This is a genomic window from Nonomuraea sp. NPDC005692 (assembly GCF_040631115.1).
Lineage (GTDB): Bacteria > Actinomycetota > Actinomycetes > Streptosporangiales > Streptosporangiaceae > Nonomuraea.
On sequence record NZ_JBEXYU010000046.1, the window covers coordinates 16,672 to 30,748 of the forward strand.

Genomic DNA, 14,077 nt, shown 5'->3' on the forward strand with positions numbered 1-14,077 from the left:
CCGCGATGGCCGCCTACGACGGCGTTCGCGAGCGGGCCTCGGCGGCCCAGTGGGGTGCGTTCCACCGGTCGGCGACGGCGGCGGCCTGGGCGAAGTGGGCGGCAGCCTCGTCGTCGTGGCCGAGGAAGACGGCCAGCTCACCGAGGGTGTGGGCGACCGGGCGCAGCGCCATCGCCAGGCTCTCGGCACCCGCCGGAGGACCGTCACGGTACGGAAGCAGCGTCTCGTAGATCTCCTCGGCGGCGTCCCGGTCGTTCAGGGCCATGACGGCCATCGCACGCAACGTGGTGAGGAAGGTGAAGAAGAAGTCTCGACGAATCGGACCGGGTGGCGTACGGACCTCTCGGGCTTCGGCATCCAGGCCGTTGGCGTCAAGGGCGAGCGCCAGCAGGTCGGACGTCATGGAGCCGAGCACAGCGTGAAGGGCACGCACCTCCTCCAGATGCCCGCTGAGCGTGCCCTCGTTCAGCCGGATCGTGGCCAGGGCGAGCTGGAGAAAACCCGCGGCGTGCACCGACCCGATGCGCCGCATGCCCTCGCCGGCCTCGACGTAGAGGGCTTCGGCGTCGGCGAACCGGCCCTCGATGAGCGCCAGACCCGCCAGCGTGATCTCCGCGACCGCGATCGCCTCGCGCATCCGGTAGGCACGCGCGAGTTCCAGCGCCTCGCTGATCACCCGGCGCATGGTCACCGGATCGTTGGCGGCAGCGGCGACGCCGGCATGGTTGAGCAGCCCGGAGACACGATAGACCGGCAGGTCGTGCTCGACGCCGATCTCCACCAGCTCCCGGCACAACCCGGCGTCCCCCTGGGCCTCGGCCAGGATCTCGAGCGCCGCCGCCCGCAACCGGGGCCCGGTGGCGAGATCGAGCGCCTCCCGCGCCGCCTCCACAACGGTCGGATCGTCCTCGCCGATCAGCTCGTGCGCGTACGCCGACAGGAGCCGGGATCGCACAGAAGGGGGCAGATCACGCTTCAGCAGCCGACTCAGGCGATCGACGACGGGCCGATCCACCGTGCCGTACGTACGGGCCTGCCACGGGGTCGGCTCCGTCCACGCGGTGAAAGCGGCGATCATCAGGTCGTCACGCCCCAAGGACTCCGCGTACTCCACGGCCTCACGGCGCGTCTCGCGGGCGGCCGCGACGGCCCCCGACCGGATCTGCGCGCGCAGCAGCCTGCCGAGCAACTCGACGCGTTCGTCCGGCCCCGTCGAGTTGGCGACCGCGTCGGCCAGGAGGTCGGCCGCCACGTCGTGGGCGTAGCGGGCCTCGGCAAGCTCGGCGGCCTGCACGCAGTAACCGACGGCCTTCGGCGAGCCGGCGCGCGCGAAATGATGGGCCAGCGCCGCGATGTCGTCGGTCCCCTCGAGAGCGGCGGCGATCCGGGCATGCATCCGGGTGGCGCGCAACCTGCTCAGGTCCGCGATGAGCGTGTCCCTGACCAGGGCGTGCACGAAGCGGACCAGGCCGGGACCGGGCTCGTCGAGCAGCCCGGCGATGACACCCGCGTCCAGCGCGTCCAGCACCCCGTCCTCGTCGGTGTCGGCGGCCTTGACCAGGACGTCCACCGAGCTCTCCCGGCCCGCCACCGCGGCCAGCCGCAGGACCGACACGCCTCCCTCCGGCAGGCGCGCGAGCCGGCGACGCAGGACGTCCCGTACGCCTTCGGGAACCTCGGAGAGGGCGACCAGCGCACCTTCGCCGTTCAGCAACCGGGCGCTCTCACGCACGTAGAACGGGTTGCCGCCAGTACGCTCGGCGATCCCCGCGACGGTCTCGTCATCGGCCGCACATTCGGCCCGCACGAGCCGCGCGACGGCCTCGCCGTCCAACCCCGGCAGCGCCAGACGGAGAGGCGCGGCGCGCGCGAGGGAGGCCAGCGTCTCACTGAGCCGCCCGCCCTCGTCCGCGCGGTATGCGGCGACGACCAGGATCGGGGCCCGCAGGCCGAGACAGCCGCCGAGCAGCTCCAGCGTGGTGGCGTCCGCCCAGTGCAGGTCATCCAGCACGACGGCGACCGGACGCCCCGAGGCGACCGCCGCGAGCCACCTCCACACGGCCCGGCGCAGGCGGAACCGTCCAGCCGTGGCGTCGGCCTTCACCGGCTCGGCATCGGCGAGCAGCGGCGCAAGATCGTGCCCGAACTCGCCCGGAGACGCTGAAGCGGCGACGGCTCCCAGCACCTCGGTCCAGGCCCACGCGGGCGGCGCGCCGTGGACCTCCGGGCAGCGGCCCACCGCCACCAGCCACCCCTCACGTTCGAGCCGCCGGCCGAGGTGGTCCAGCAACGTCGACTTGCCGAGCCCGGCCTCGCCGGTGACCAGAGCGACGCGGACTCCGTCGGCGACGGCCTCGTCGGCGGCCGTGACCAGCGCCGACAGCTGTGCCTCGCGTCCGACGAACGGCGCCTCGACGACCGGATCCGTCCCCCCGACGGGGGCCACCTGCGGCAGCGGGGCGCTCAGCGCCGGCACGGTCGCACGCAGGACCTCCGTGCGCTGGGTGAGGATCGCCTCCTCCAGCGCCGCCAGCTCAGGACCGGGATCGAGCCCGAGCTCCTCGGCGAGAACGCCGCGGGCACGGCGGAGCGTCGCCAGCGCGTCCGCCTGGCGACCACTGCTCCACAACGCCAAGGCGTGCAACCGCCAGCCCTCCTCCCGAAGCGGCTCGTCGCGGGTGAGCCGCTCGGCCTCGGGAACCACCGCAGCCGGATCGCCGATGCGCAGACCCGCCGCCACATGCAGCTCCGCGGCCACCGACCGCAGCTCGTTCAACCGGGCCGTCTCGGCGGCGGCCCACGGCTCGTCGGCGACCTCGGCGAACGCCGGTCCCTGCCACAACCCCAGCGCTTCGGCGAGCCGAGCCTGCGCGGTGCGTGGGTCGGTGTCCGTACGCGCCCGGCCCAGCAGACCCTCGAACCGCCACGCGTCCACCGCCTCCGACGGCAGCCGCAACGCATAACCCGGCGCCGCGCTCACCAGCAGCCGGGCCGGCGAACGCGGCGGACGTCCAGGCTCCAGCAACCGACGCAGGTTGGACACGTACGCCTGCAGGGACAGCAACGCCCGAGCCGGCGGCTCCCCACGCCACAGATCCTCGATCATCCGGTCGACCGGCACGACCTGCCCACGCGCCGCCACCAGCAACGCCAGCACACCCCGCTGCCGCGGCCCGCCCAGCGGAACCGGCTCGCCGCCGACCTCGGCCTCGAGAGCGCCCAGAACCCGGATGAAGACCATGATCTGCACATCGTATGCGGACGTTCCAAATGACCTCCAAAGGCCCTCCAAATCCCTTCCAAACACCCAGGAGCAGCCTTAACACATCGCAACCGACCAAGGGCGGGAACAGATGAGCGTCCCACCCGGTGCACCACCCACCCGAACCCGCCCTGCGCACGCTCTTCGGCACCGCCTTGGAAGACGCCGAACGCGCCACCATCCCCAACGACCTCGCAACACCCAAGGAGAACGACCATGGCGCCGAAGAAGCTCAACACCGCCCTGGCCACCGCCGTCGTCCTGTTCACCCTCTACCTCGGGGCATCCTTCGCCCTGCCCCTCGCCACGACCTTCCCCGGCCTGCCGCACTGGCCCGCCGACGACACCGGCTTCTCCATCGTGAAAGGCAGCCGCGAGATCGCCATGGGCCTGGCCATGGGCGTCCTGCTGGTGACAGGCCACCGCCGCCCGTTGGGCTGGGTCCTGCTCATGGTGGCCGTGGCCCCCTTCGGCGACATGGTCAACGTCCTGGCCCACCACGGATCCACCGCCGCCGCCCTCGGCATCCACGGCCTGACCTCGGCACTGATCGCGGCCACCGGACTGCTGATCCTCCGCGAGACCCGAAAGACCGCCTGACCTCCCCCGACATCGAGAACTCGAAAAAGGAGACCATCATGACGATCAACGACCTGCGCGGCGTCCTCAAGGGCCGTGTGCTCCTGCCCGACGACGACGGCTTCGCACAGGCGTCCACCGCATGGAACCTGACCGTCAGGCAACCCGTGGCCGCCGTCGCCGAGGCCGCGGACGCCGACGACGTGGCCGCACTCGTACGCTACGCGCGGCGAGCAGGCATGACGGTGACCGCCCAGCCGAGCGGACATGGCGCCTCCGGCGATGTGGACGGCCTCATCCTGCTGCGCACCGGCCTGCTGAACAAGGTGGAGGTACGCGCACAAGAGCGCACCGTCCGGGTGGGCGCCGGCGCCAAGTGGGGACAGCTGCTCGCGGCAGCCGGCCCGCTGGGCCTGACCGGCCTGTCCGGCAGCGCGCCAGGAGTCAGCGTGACCGGCTACACCCTGGGCGGCGGAGTCGGCTGGTTCAGCCGCAAGCACGGCTTGGCCGCCGACAGCGTGCGCGCCATCGACATCGTGGACGCCGACGGCCAGCCGAACCGGGTGACCGCCGAGTCCGACCCCGACCTGTTCTGGGCACTGCGCGGCGGCGGCGGGGACTACGCGATGGTGACCGCCCTCGAACTCGACCTGCACCCCGCGCCGGCCCTCTACGGCGGACGCGTGATCTGGCCGGAGCACCGGACCAGGGAGGTGTACGACGCCTTCCTGGAGATCACCGCCGAGGCGCCACGCGAACTCAGCGTCTGGATCAACCGCCTCCAGCCGCCCGGCGCGCCGCCCATGGTGACACTCGACCTGGCCTACCTGGGCGAAGCTGCTCAGGCACAGGACCTGCTGACCCGCCTCGACAAGATCGACGGCGCGATCTCCGACACCCGCGGCCTCGTCCCGGTCGCCGACCTGGGCACCATCGCCGCCGAGCCCACCGCCCCAGCCCCGTCCATCACCCGCGCGGAGCTGCTCACCGGCCTGGACACCGACGCGGTGGAGCTCCTCCTCGACAAGCCGGTCGCACCGCTCATCAACGTGCAGATCAGGCACCTGGGCGGCGCACTCGCCGAGCCCGGGGGCGGCGCCGGTGCGAGCGGCGCGGTGACCGAGCCGTACCTGCTCGGCATGGTGGGGCTCGGCCTGCCGCACGCGGCCGACGCGACACGCGCCAAGCAGGCCGAGCTCGTGGCCGACCTCGGCGCCTACGTCAGCGGACGCAAGCCGTACACCCTGCTGTCCCCTGGCGAGACGGCCGCGATGTCCTTCTCCGGCGACACGCTCGCGCGCCTGCGGGAGATCAAGCGGGCCCGGGACCCGCACAACGTGTTCCGGGCGAACTACCCGGTGCTCGGATAGCCCGGTGCGGCCCCTCCGCCCATCGGGACGGCGGGGCCGCACGGCTTTGGTCGATGAGTACGGGCGAAGCCCGTTCCTTAAGAGGAATGGGGATTTTTGCACCAGCCCACCGCCTTTACAATGTAGATCACATCATTCGTTACACGTGCGAAGGCCACAGTTTTCCCGCCCGCCGGCCGTGATCGAGTGACTCCTCCGCCCGGGTGATCGCGCGCATGCTTCTGATCACGACCACCCCATCCCCAGTCGGACAGGAGAACGCCATGCCCGAAACACGCACGAACAGGGCTGCCCGCGGTTTCGCCGCGTGCCTGCTCCTCTTATCCACGGCCATGGCGCTGACCGGCCCCGCCAGGGCGGACGCACTGGCGGTGACCTGCGGGGACGTCCTGACCGCCGACACCACCCTCACCGCCGACCTGACCTGCGCCGGCGACGCCCTGACCATCGGGGCCGACGGCGTAGACCTGGACCTCGACGGCCACACCGTCACCGGCTCAGGCACGGGCAAGGGGCTGACGGCCATCAGCCGGGTCGGCTTCACCGTCCGCAACGGCACGATCAGCGGCTTCACGTACGGGATCTACCTCTCGTCCTACTCGGGCCTGCCGCGTACCGACGTCACCGCCACGGACGTGCGGCTCGTCGCGGCGCCCATCGACGCCTGGCCCGGCACGATCACCTTCACCGGCACGCGGCGGGACGCCTGCCTGCTGTCCGGTCTGCGGCTGGTCGACGGGCTGATCACGATCGACCGGTGCACGGTGACCAAGCAGACCGTCATGGTGCGCAGCTCGGGCTCGGCGATTCGCGACAGCGCGCTCACCGACGGCAGCCTCACGGTCAGCGCGACCGACCAGGGCACCTTCACCCGTAACGTCTTCGACGCCTTCTACATGGGCCTGTCGAACGACAGCCGCCGCAACCTCGTGCGGGCCAACGTCTTCAAGAACTCGGCCGCGGCGGGCCTCGGCGCCGCGGAGACCTTCCTGCCGCAGGACGCGAACATCATCGAGTTCAACGTGTTCACCGGCAACGACATCGGCCTGTACTCCGGCTCCATGCTGCGGCACATCATCGTGCGCAAGAACGTGTTCAACGGCAACAACACCGTCGGCATCCTCGTGGACAACCCGTGGGGGCCCAACCGGGCCGGCCCGGACCCCATCTCCGACAACGTGTTCGTCGGCAACGGCCGGCACCCCAGCGGCCGGGTCGACGGCCAAGGGCACGCGGTTCAGGGCGGCATCCACCTGAGCTCCCGCGCGGCTCTCACCACGCCGGTCACCTTGCGGAACAACGTCGGCACCGGCAACGCCGGCCATCTCATCTGGGCGCCCCCGGGCACGGTCACCGACGGCGGCGGCAACCAGGGCCCCTGCGGCCCCACCCCCAACCCCGATCTGACCTGCTGGTGAAAGCACCGGCCCTGATGGTCGTTCCCCGGGCGCGGACCTGCCGAGGTCTGCGGGCGCGCCCGGGTCAGATCCGGTGCCGGTTCTCCCCCGCGTGGCCCACGCCGGGGTGGGGCCGTCGTCGCGGTGGCGTGCCTCCGTACTCCGGGTGGTGCTCGAAGTGCCACCACTCGTTGTCGAACATGCGGTAGAGGTCGTAGCGGGCGCCGTGTTCCTCCAGCCAGCGCGCGCCTTCGTGCGGGCGCACGTCCAGGGCGATGCCCTTGACGTGGTTCGACTCCGTCGGCGGCAGGACGAGCATGCGCGCCAGGGCCGGGGAGCCTGTGCGGCGCACCTCCTCGTCGAACATCCGGAGCTGCACGACTGGATCGCGGTATCCCGAGGTGAGGCCGAGGAGCTGGCCGTGACGCCAGAGCGCCTCGGTACGCGCGGCGGTGAACGCCGCCAGGGCGCCGTCGGTGAGCCCGGTGAGGTCCTCGGCGGGGAACCGCATCCGTAACGCCCACTGGCAGGCCAGCTCGCGGGCCCGGCCGGGGCGGCGGACGAGCGCCGCCGGCAGCAGGAGCACGGCGAGCACCAGTGTCACCACGGCGAACAGCCGATCTCGGGGCCGAGCTGGGATGGTGCGTGGTTCGTTCATGACGAACTACGATTGGCGCCGAATGTGTGTGGGTCGTCTGCCGAATGTCACCGTTTGTCGACGGCCACCACGTCGGCCGCACCGTGACACAACGATGACATGGCGCTGACAAGGCGGGGACATGACCGGCCCACAGTGGACGGAGTTGACCGGCGAGCGAGGTTACGGAGCGTGCTGTGGTACTCGGCGGCGTGTCGCGAGTGTTGTTGATCGAGGATGACCCGGCCGTGCGGGAGGGCCTTGAGCTGGCCCTGACCCGGCACGGGCATCGGGTGGGCGCTGTGGAGTCCGGCGAGGAGGGGCTGGAGCGGCTGCGCGCCGACCGTCCCGACGTCGTCGTGCTCGATCTGATGTTGCCCGGCATGAACGGGTTCGAGGTCTGCCGCCGCATCCGGGCCATCGGCGAGGTGCCGATCATCATGCTGACCGCGCGCGGCGACGACATCGACGTGGTGGCGGGGCTGGAGGCGGGCGCCGACGACTACGTCGTCAAACCGGTGCAGCCCAGGGTGCTCGAGGCGCGCATTCGCGCCGTGCTCCGGCGGATCGGCCGCGACCAGGCGGAGCTGGAGCGGCACGGCGAGCTGACCATCGATCGGGCCGGGCTGGTGGTCACCAAGCGCGGCGCGCCGGTCGGCCTCACCCCGGCCGAGCTGCGCCTGCTGCTGGAGCTCTCCGGCACGCCGGGCCGGGTGCACAGCCGCCAGCAACTGCTGGACTCGGTGTGGGAGCACGGGTATTTCGGCGACTCGCGGCTGGTGGACGCGTGCGTGCAGCGGCTGCGCGCGAAGATCGAGGACGACTCGGCCTCCCCCGTCTACGTGCAGACGGTGCGGGGGTTCGGTTACCGGTTCGGGCCGGTGTGAGCCGGCGGTGACGCCTGGGCCGAGCCTGGGGCTGCGCGCCCGGCTGTTGTTCGCGTTCGCGCTGCTGTGTGTGGTCACCACGGCGGCGGTGGCCGGCGGGCTCTACGTCCAGGCCCGCACCGACATCCTGCAACGGGCCCAGGATGCCGCGCTGCAGGCGACGAGAGGTCGCATGGAGACGCTCTTCCCGTTGCGGACCCCGGCTCCGGATCGGACGGAGCTCGGCAGGATCGCCGCCACCATGGCCGAACGGGACAGCTACGCGATCGCCGTCTACCGCGAGCGGTACGAGCAGGCAGGGCCGCCGTCCGGTCCGCCGCCGGGCCTGTCGGGGAAGCCGGCACCGGGGAGCGGGGGGCGCGACGGGAACGGGCCGGCCCTGAAGCCCGAGGACCTGAGGCCCCAGGCCCTTTCCGTGAGCCTGCGGCGGAAAGTGGCCGAAGGTGAGATCGCCTGGCAACGGGTGGTGCGGGAGGGCAGGCCGTTCCTGATCATCGGCGCGCCGTTGCTGATCGCCGAGGGTGACCGGTGGCGGGTGTCCGGCATCGAGGTCTACACCGTGCGCAGCCTGCTTCCCGAGCAGCGCAGCATCGACTGGCTCGCCACGCGCGCCTGGCTCATCGGCGGGGCGGCCATGGCGTTCGCGGTCGTCGTGGCGTTGCTGGCCACCCGCAGCGTGCTGCGCCCGGTGCGCGAGCTCGGCCGGGCGGCCCGCCTGCTGGGCGAGGGCGAGCTGCGGGCCAGGGTCGAGGTCCGCGGCTCCGACGAGCTGGCCGACGTGGCGCGTACCTTCAACGACACCGCCGCGGAGCTGGAGCGGCACGTCATGCAGCTGCGTGAGATGGAGGCCGACGCCCGCCGGTTCGTGGCCGACGTCTCGCACGAGCTGCGCACTCCCCTGGCCGCGCTCGCCGCCGTCGCCGAGGTCCTCGACGACGAGGCGGCCCAGCTGCCCGAGCCCGCCGGCCGGGCGGCCAAGCTGGTCAGCCAGGAGACGCTCAACCTCACCGCGCTGGTGAACGACCTCATCGAGATCAGCAGGTTCGACTCCGGCGTCGCGGCCCTGTCGCTGAACGAGGTGGACGTGGCCGAGCTGGTGCCCGCGACGCTGCGCGTCCGGGGCTGGTCGGACTCGGTGCGCACCGAGCTTCCCCCGTCGGTGACGGCGAGGCTGGACCCGCGGCGCGTGGACGTCATCCTCGCCAACCTGGTCGGCAACGCCCTGCGGCACGGCGAGCCGCCGGTGTCGGTGCGGTTGTCGGCCGACCCGCAATGGATCACTCTCGAGGTCCGCGACCACGGGCCGGGGCTGGCCGAGGCGGTGCTGCCGCACGCGTTCGACCGGTTCTTCAAGGCCAGCGCGGCCAGGGCCAGATCCGAGGGCAGCGGCCTGGGCCTGGCCATCGCGATGGAGAACGCGCGCCTGCACCGGGGCGACCTCACCGTCGCCAACGCCCCTGACGGCGGCGCCCTCTTCACGCTGCGCCTGCCGCGCAGGGCCCCCGAGCAGGACGGAGCAGCCGAGTGAGAGCCGGGCTCCCCCGCCGCGCGCTCGCCGCGAACCTCGTGGCGGCCCTTGTGGCGGCCCTTGTGGCGCTCGTCGCCGTGACGGGCTGCGGTGTGCGTCCCAGCGACGTCATCTCCGTCGGCGAGCCGCCGAAGGGATCCGTCGCGGTGACCACGACGATCGTCCTCTACCTGGTGCAGGACGGGCGGCTCAGCGCCGTGCGGCGGCCGAGCGCCCGCCCGCTGTTCCTGACCGAGAGGCTCGCGCTGCTGGCGGCCGGACCCACTGCGGAGGAGCGGGCGTCCGGGTTCGGCACCGAGGTGCCGCCGGAAGCCGACCCGTTCCTGGTGACCGCCAAGGCACACGGCCGCATGGTGCTGACTCCGTCCGCTCCGGGCGGTGACCTGTCCGCCCTGGCCGTGCAGCAGATCGTGTGCACGGCCGCCGCGTTGACGGACAGCCCCGCCCGCATCACCGTCGCCGGGGCACGGACGAACGTCGACCCCCGCGGCTGCCCGGCGTGACGCGGCGCTGCTCACCGCCGAACCGTCGGCTGACGGCGAGGACGGCCATCGGCGGCTGACGCGGGCGGCTTCAGGGGTGCAGGCGGGCCTGGTCAGAGGCTCTCGCGGACGTAGTTCGCCGCCTCGGTCCTGTTGCGGACACCGATCTTGGCGAAGGCGTTGTTGATGTGCGTCTTCACCGTCGTCTCCGCGATGACGAGGGTGGCCGCGATCTCGCCGTTGTGCAGCCCCCTGGCGATCAGCCGCAGCACCTCCACCTCCCTGGTCGTGAGCCCGTCCGGCAGGTGCGTGACCGGCTCGGGCCTCTGCCGCGACAGCGCCTGGGCCAGCCGCCTGGAGACCGGCTCGGCGAACGTGGACTGGCCCGAGGCGGCCGAGCGCAGCGCCGCGGCGATCTCGGCCCGGCCCGCGTCCTTGGTGAGGTAGCCGCGGGCCCCCGCCAGCAGCGCCGAGGTGATCGATTCGTCGTCGTCGTAGGTGGTGAGCACCAGCACGGCGATGTCCGGATGGTCCCTGGTGATGCGCCGGGTCGCCGCCACGCCGTCCATGACCGGCATCCGCAGGTCCATCAGCACGACGTCCGGGCGTTCCGCCGCGACCAGCGGCAGCGCCTCCTCGCCGTTGGCGGCGTCGCCCACCACCTCGGCGCCGTCCATCAGCGAGATGAGCGCCACCAGGCCCTCGCGCATGATCTGCTGGTCCTCGACCACCACCACCCTCATCCGGGCACCTCCGCTCTCACCAGCCAGTCGTCGCCGTCCGGGCCCGCATCAAGGATCCCGCCGATCAGGGCCAGCCGTTCCCGCATGCCCGCCAGGCCGTGGCCGGGCGGGCCGGCCTGCGGTGCGCCGAGCGGGTTGCGGACGGTCAGGGTGACCATGGTGGCGGTGTAGGCGAGGGTCAGCGAGACCGGGGCGCCCGGGGCGTGCCTGGCCGCGTTGGTGAGCGCTTCGCGTGCCGTACGCAGCAAGCCGACCTCGACCGCGGGGGCGGCCTGGCGGGAGACTCCGGCGGTGCGCATCGCGAGTTCGGCGGAGTGGTCGCGGCGGTGCGCGTCGGCCAGCGTGGACAGGGCCTCGGGCAGCGGCGGGACGTCCTCGCGGAGCGCGGCTCGATCGTGGACCTGCCGACCTACCTGCAGGCCGCGTACGGCATGGGGGCCACCCAGGCGGGGCTGGCGCTCAACCCGTACGTGCTGACGTTCATGGCGGTCTGCTCGCTCGCCGGCGCCCGCATCAGCGCGAGGGGCCGGTTCAGGCCCTACCTGATCGCCGGTGCGGCGGTCGCGGTGCTGGGGGTGGGGTTCGGGCTGTTGATGCAGAGTCTGGTGGTCGTCGCGCAGAACGCGGCCTCCCTCGCGGACCTGGCCGCCGCCACCTCGGCCGTGGTGTCCGTCCGGGGCCTGGGGCTCTCCCTCGGCGTGGCCGTCTTCGGCACCCTGCTCAGCCGGGAACTGCAGGGCCGGGCCCCGGGCCCGGCGGCGACGGTCGCCGCCGTCCCGGACGTCCTGTTCTGGGGCGCCCCGGCCGCCGCTGTCCTGGTGGCGCTGATGGTGCTGCTGCCCCGCAAGGGCCGGCGCGCCGCACCGGAGGAGGCGACGGCCTGAGCTCCGGCAGGCGAACGGCCGCCGGGACGTGACTGCGGTCAGGTCCTGGCGGGGATGCGCCTGCCGAGGTTGACGAGGAACAGGATCAACCCGACCGTCAGCACGATGTGCCCCAGCCCCGCGATCCCGGGGATCGCCGGACGGGCTCTCAGCCCTGCCAGGCGCGGCGGAAGCTCGCCCGGGCCCGGTGCAGCCGGGACTTGACCGTGCCCGACGGCACCCGCAACATCCGCGCCGCGACGTCCTCCGGCACCCCTTCCAGGTCGCGCAGCACCAGCACCGCCCGATGCTCCGGCGACAGGCGCTCCAGCACGTCCCGGATGTCCACGGCACGCTCGACGTCGTGCGGCGAGGGCACGCCGGCCAGTTCCGCCGGGCTGGAGCGGCCGTCGCGCCGGGCGATCCGGACGGCCTCGCGCACGGCTATCGCCCGCGCCCAGCCGAGCAGGGCCTCGGGTTCACGCAGGTCACGCAGATGCCGGAAGATCGCGATCAGCGCCTCCTGCACGGCGTCGGGCCCGCTGTCCAACGCGATGGGCCCGCAGATCCGGCCCAGGTACGGCGTCAGCTCGGCGAGCAGGTCGTTCATGGCCATCGTGTCGCCCCGCTGGGCGGCGAGCACCCGGGCCGCCGTCATGACGCGCCCCCGGCGTCCCTGACCACGGGCCCGCCGGCGTCCCGGGCCGCGACCCGGGACGCGAGCCTGGCCAGCGCCCTCTCCCCCGCCACCCGCACGCCCCAGGGCACCAGCGCGGCGCGGCCCGGGACGCGCACCCCGCCCGTCTGCGCGACCAGCGTCCCCTCCGGCACGGCCGTCGCGGCCAGGCCGATGAGCAGGAACCGGCTCTGCATCCAGCACCAGCCCGGCCGCAGGTCGACGTCGAACCGGGCGCGCATGCCGTACCGGCTGCGGGCCCTGGCCACGAGGCGGCCGTCGTCCGGGCCCGTGGACTCGACGGTGAGATGCCGCATGTCGGGTTCGAACGTGCCGAACTCCTTCTCCAGATCGCTCACCACGGCCCAGACGGCCGCGAAGGGTGCGGGAATGACGCGCTCGGCGACGGACGCCCCGGGAATGGCCGCGGCCAGCGCGCGCAGGCGGCGTACGGGGTCCAGATCGGCAACAGGCCAGCTCATGTCCATCCAGAGGCGGGAGAGGCGCGAAAGGTTCCATGGAACCATCGCGAACTTCGCCGCCTCCTGCCGGGCATGAACATCTCACGCCTCGGCGCCCTGACCGCCTCCATCCTGCTCACCGACGCCGCCGCGCACCTGTACTGGCTGACCGGCCGCACGTGGCCCGCCCACGACGTCGGATCCCTGTCCCTGGCGGTGCTGAACTTCGAGGTGCCGTTCACCCCGCGCGTGCTGGTGCCGCTCGTCGTCGTGCTCGGCACCGGGGCGGCGGCGGTCCTCGCGTGCTCGCGCGGCCGCGGCGGCCTGCCCGCCCGTCTGATCACGGCCGCCGTCACCGCCGGGACCCTGGTGCGCGCGGCGGCCGGGCTGGTGTGGATCGCCGGCGTCGGCGCGGACACCGCGACGCCGTTCTACTGGCTCAACCTGTTCCTCTACACGCCCCTCTGCGTGGTCATGGCCGCGGCGGCGGCCGTCGTCGCGGCCCGCCGCGGCTCCCGGCGGCTCTAGTCCGAGCAGAGCTGGGCGTGCAGGGTGCGGAAGGCCCATTGCTCCCAGCGCTCGCGCGGCCAGCCGCGGGCGTGCACGAACAGCAGGTACAGCTCGGGGCTGAGCAGGCCGTACAGCAGGTCGGCGGCCTCCTGCGCGGACACCTCGGCCCGCGCCCCGGGCTTGCCCACCAGAGCCTCGGCCGCGTCCCGCTGGACGACGTAGCGGGGATCGACGTCGTCCGGCCACAGCGCGGCCACCTCGGGGTCGCTGGCGACGGCCGCCTCCAGGACCTTGCCGATCGGCGCGACGCGCTCCAGGACGGAGCTGGTGCCGGCGACGTGGGCGCGCAGCAGGTCCTGGGCGGTGCCGGCGGCCAGCGCCGCCGCGTACCAGGGCCGGTCCATGGTGGCCACCGGCTCGTCGTCGCCCGCGATCGTGACGTCGACCAGCTCCTTGAGCAGGGCGCGCTTGTTGCCGAAGACGAAGTAGATCGTCTGCACCGCGACCCCGGCCTTCTCGGCGACGTCCTGCAGGTTCGTGGCGCCGTATCCGTCGCGCATGAACAGCTCCAGCGCCGCGTCGAGAATGCGCCTTCGCGTCTCCTTCGCCTTCTGGGCCCGCTTGTTCGTCCGCTTGACATCACTCATGGCTAGAGTCTATCTCTAGATTCAGTCACTAGAAG

The 14,077-nt window shown here is 72.8% G+C and carries 15 protein-coding genes; 8 read left to right on the top strand and 7 right to left on the bottom strand.

From position 1 onward, the window contains the following. Positions 1-13: 13 nt before the first annotated feature. On the bottom strand, positions 14-3,241 hold the full coding sequence (locus tag ABZ459_RS48060) for a BTAD domain-containing putative transcriptional regulator (protein WP_357986627.1): 3,228 nt from the start codon (positions 3,239-3,241) through the stop codon (positions 14-16). Positions 3,242-3,478: 237 nt separating this feature from the next. Here ABZ459_RS48060 and ABZ459_RS48065 point away from each other — a divergent pair, with 237 nt between their 5' ends. The 3 genes from ABZ459_RS48065 to ABZ459_RS48075 all read left to right on the top strand — a co-directional run bounded on the left by ABZ459_RS48065 (position 3,479) and on the right by ABZ459_RS48075 (position 6,629). After that, positions 3,479-3,862 (top strand): DUF4267 domain-containing protein, encoded by a 384-nt coding sequence (locus ABZ459_RS48065; protein ID WP_357986629.1) that lies wholly within the window; start codon positions 3,479-3,481, stop codon positions 3,860-3,862. 38 nt (positions 3,863-3,900) lie between these two features. Next, the gene (locus ABZ459_RS48070) at positions 3,901-5,211 is read left to right on the top strand and encodes an FAD-binding oxidoreductase (RefSeq protein ID WP_357986631.1); all 1,311 of its coding nucleotides are present in this window, start codon (positions 3,901-3,903) and stop codon (positions 5,209-5,211) included. Positions 5,212-5,474: 263 nt separating this feature from the next. Continuing rightward, positions 5,475-6,629, top strand: coding sequence for a right-handed parallel beta-helix repeat-containing protein (locus tag ABZ459_RS48075; RefSeq protein ID WP_357986634.1), 1,155 nt, complete (start codon positions 5,475-5,477; stop codon positions 6,627-6,629). Positions 6,630-6,693: 64 nt separating this feature from the next. Here ABZ459_RS48075 and vanY-N read toward each other — a convergent pair whose 3' ends face one another. After that, on the bottom strand, positions 6,694-7,266 hold the full coding sequence (vanY-N, locus tag ABZ459_RS48080) for a D,D-peptidase/D,D-carboxypeptidase VanY-N (RefSeq protein ID WP_357986636.1): 573 nt from the start codon (positions 7,264-7,266) through the stop codon (positions 6,694-6,696). 191 nt (positions 7,267-7,457) lie between these two features. Here vanY-N and ABZ459_RS48085 point away from each other — a divergent pair, with 191 nt between their 5' ends. The 3 genes from ABZ459_RS48085 to ABZ459_RS48095 are packed head-to-tail and all read left to right on the top strand — an operon-like array spanning position 7,458 to position 10,163. Beyond that, entirely contained in the window at positions 7,458-8,132 is a 675-nt protein-coding gene (locus tag ABZ459_RS48085; protein WP_357986639.1) for a response regulator transcription factor, read from the top strand. A gap of 7 nt (positions 8,133-8,139) precedes the next feature. After that, a complete protein-coding gene (locus tag ABZ459_RS48090) occupies positions 8,140-9,660 on the top strand; it encodes a HAMP domain-containing sensor histidine kinase (RefSeq protein ID WP_357986641.1) in 1,521 nt (506 codons plus the stop codon). Then, positions 9,657-10,163 (top strand): hypothetical protein, encoded by a 507-nt coding sequence (locus ABZ459_RS48095; protein WP_357986644.1) that lies wholly within the window; start codon positions 9,657-9,659, stop codon positions 10,161-10,163. Before ABZ459_RS48090 ends, ABZ459_RS48095 begins: the two co-directional genes overlap by 4 nt. A 92-nt stretch (positions 10,164-10,255) precedes the next feature. Here ABZ459_RS48095 and ABZ459_RS48100 read toward each other — a convergent pair whose 3' ends face one another. Together ABZ459_RS48100 and ABZ459_RS48105 are read right to left on the bottom strand one after the other, a co-directional pair. Next, a complete protein-coding gene (locus ABZ459_RS48100; RefSeq protein WP_357986647.1) occupies positions 10,256-10,885 on the bottom strand; it encodes a response regulator transcription factor in 630 nt (209 codons plus the stop codon). Next, entirely contained in the window at positions 10,882-11,184 is a 303-nt protein-coding gene (locus ABZ459_RS48105; protein ID WP_357986650.1) for a hypothetical protein, read from the bottom strand. Before ABZ459_RS48105 ends, ABZ459_RS48100 begins: the two co-directional genes overlap by 4 nt. Positions 11,185-11,211: 27 nt before the next feature. Between ABZ459_RS48105 and ABZ459_RS48110 the strand changes: the two genes are divergently transcribed. Continuing rightward, complete coding sequence (locus ABZ459_RS48110; protein ID WP_357986653.1) at positions 11,212-11,769, top strand: hypothetical protein; 558 nt, start codon at positions 11,212-11,214, stop codon at positions 11,767-11,769. A gap of 148 nt (positions 11,770-11,917) precedes the next feature. On the opposite strand, the gene ABZ459_RS48115 is transcribed toward ABZ459_RS48110, so the two are convergent. Both ABZ459_RS48115 and ABZ459_RS48120 read right to left on the bottom strand, forming a co-directional pair. Beyond that, positions 11,918-12,406 (bottom strand): sigma-70 family RNA polymerase sigma factor, encoded by a 489-nt coding sequence (locus tag ABZ459_RS48115; RefSeq protein WP_357986656.1) that lies wholly within the window; start codon positions 12,404-12,406, stop codon positions 11,918-11,920. Beyond that, positions 12,403-12,906, bottom strand: a complete 504-nt coding sequence (locus ABZ459_RS48120; RefSeq protein ID WP_357986659.1) for a hypothetical protein — start codon at positions 12,904-12,906, stop codon at positions 12,403-12,405. The genes ABZ459_RS48115 and ABZ459_RS48120 overlap by 4 nt, the downstream gene beginning before the upstream one ends. A 72-nt stretch (positions 12,907-12,978) precedes the next feature. Here ABZ459_RS48120 and ABZ459_RS48125 point away from each other — a divergent pair, with 72 nt between their 5' ends. Next, positions 12,979-13,413, top strand: coding sequence for a DUF3995 domain-containing protein (locus ABZ459_RS48125; protein ID WP_357986662.1), 435 nt, complete (start codon positions 12,979-12,981; stop codon positions 13,411-13,413). Here the strand turns inward: ABZ459_RS48125 and ABZ459_RS48130 are convergent. Next, positions 13,410-14,042, bottom strand: coding sequence for a helix-turn-helix domain-containing protein (locus ABZ459_RS48130; RefSeq protein WP_357986665.1), 633 nt, complete (start codon positions 14,040-14,042; stop codon positions 13,410-13,412). The two genes, ABZ459_RS48125 and ABZ459_RS48130, sit on opposite strands and share 4 nt — an antisense overlap. Between the last annotated feature and the right edge of the window lie 35 nt (positions 14,043-14,077).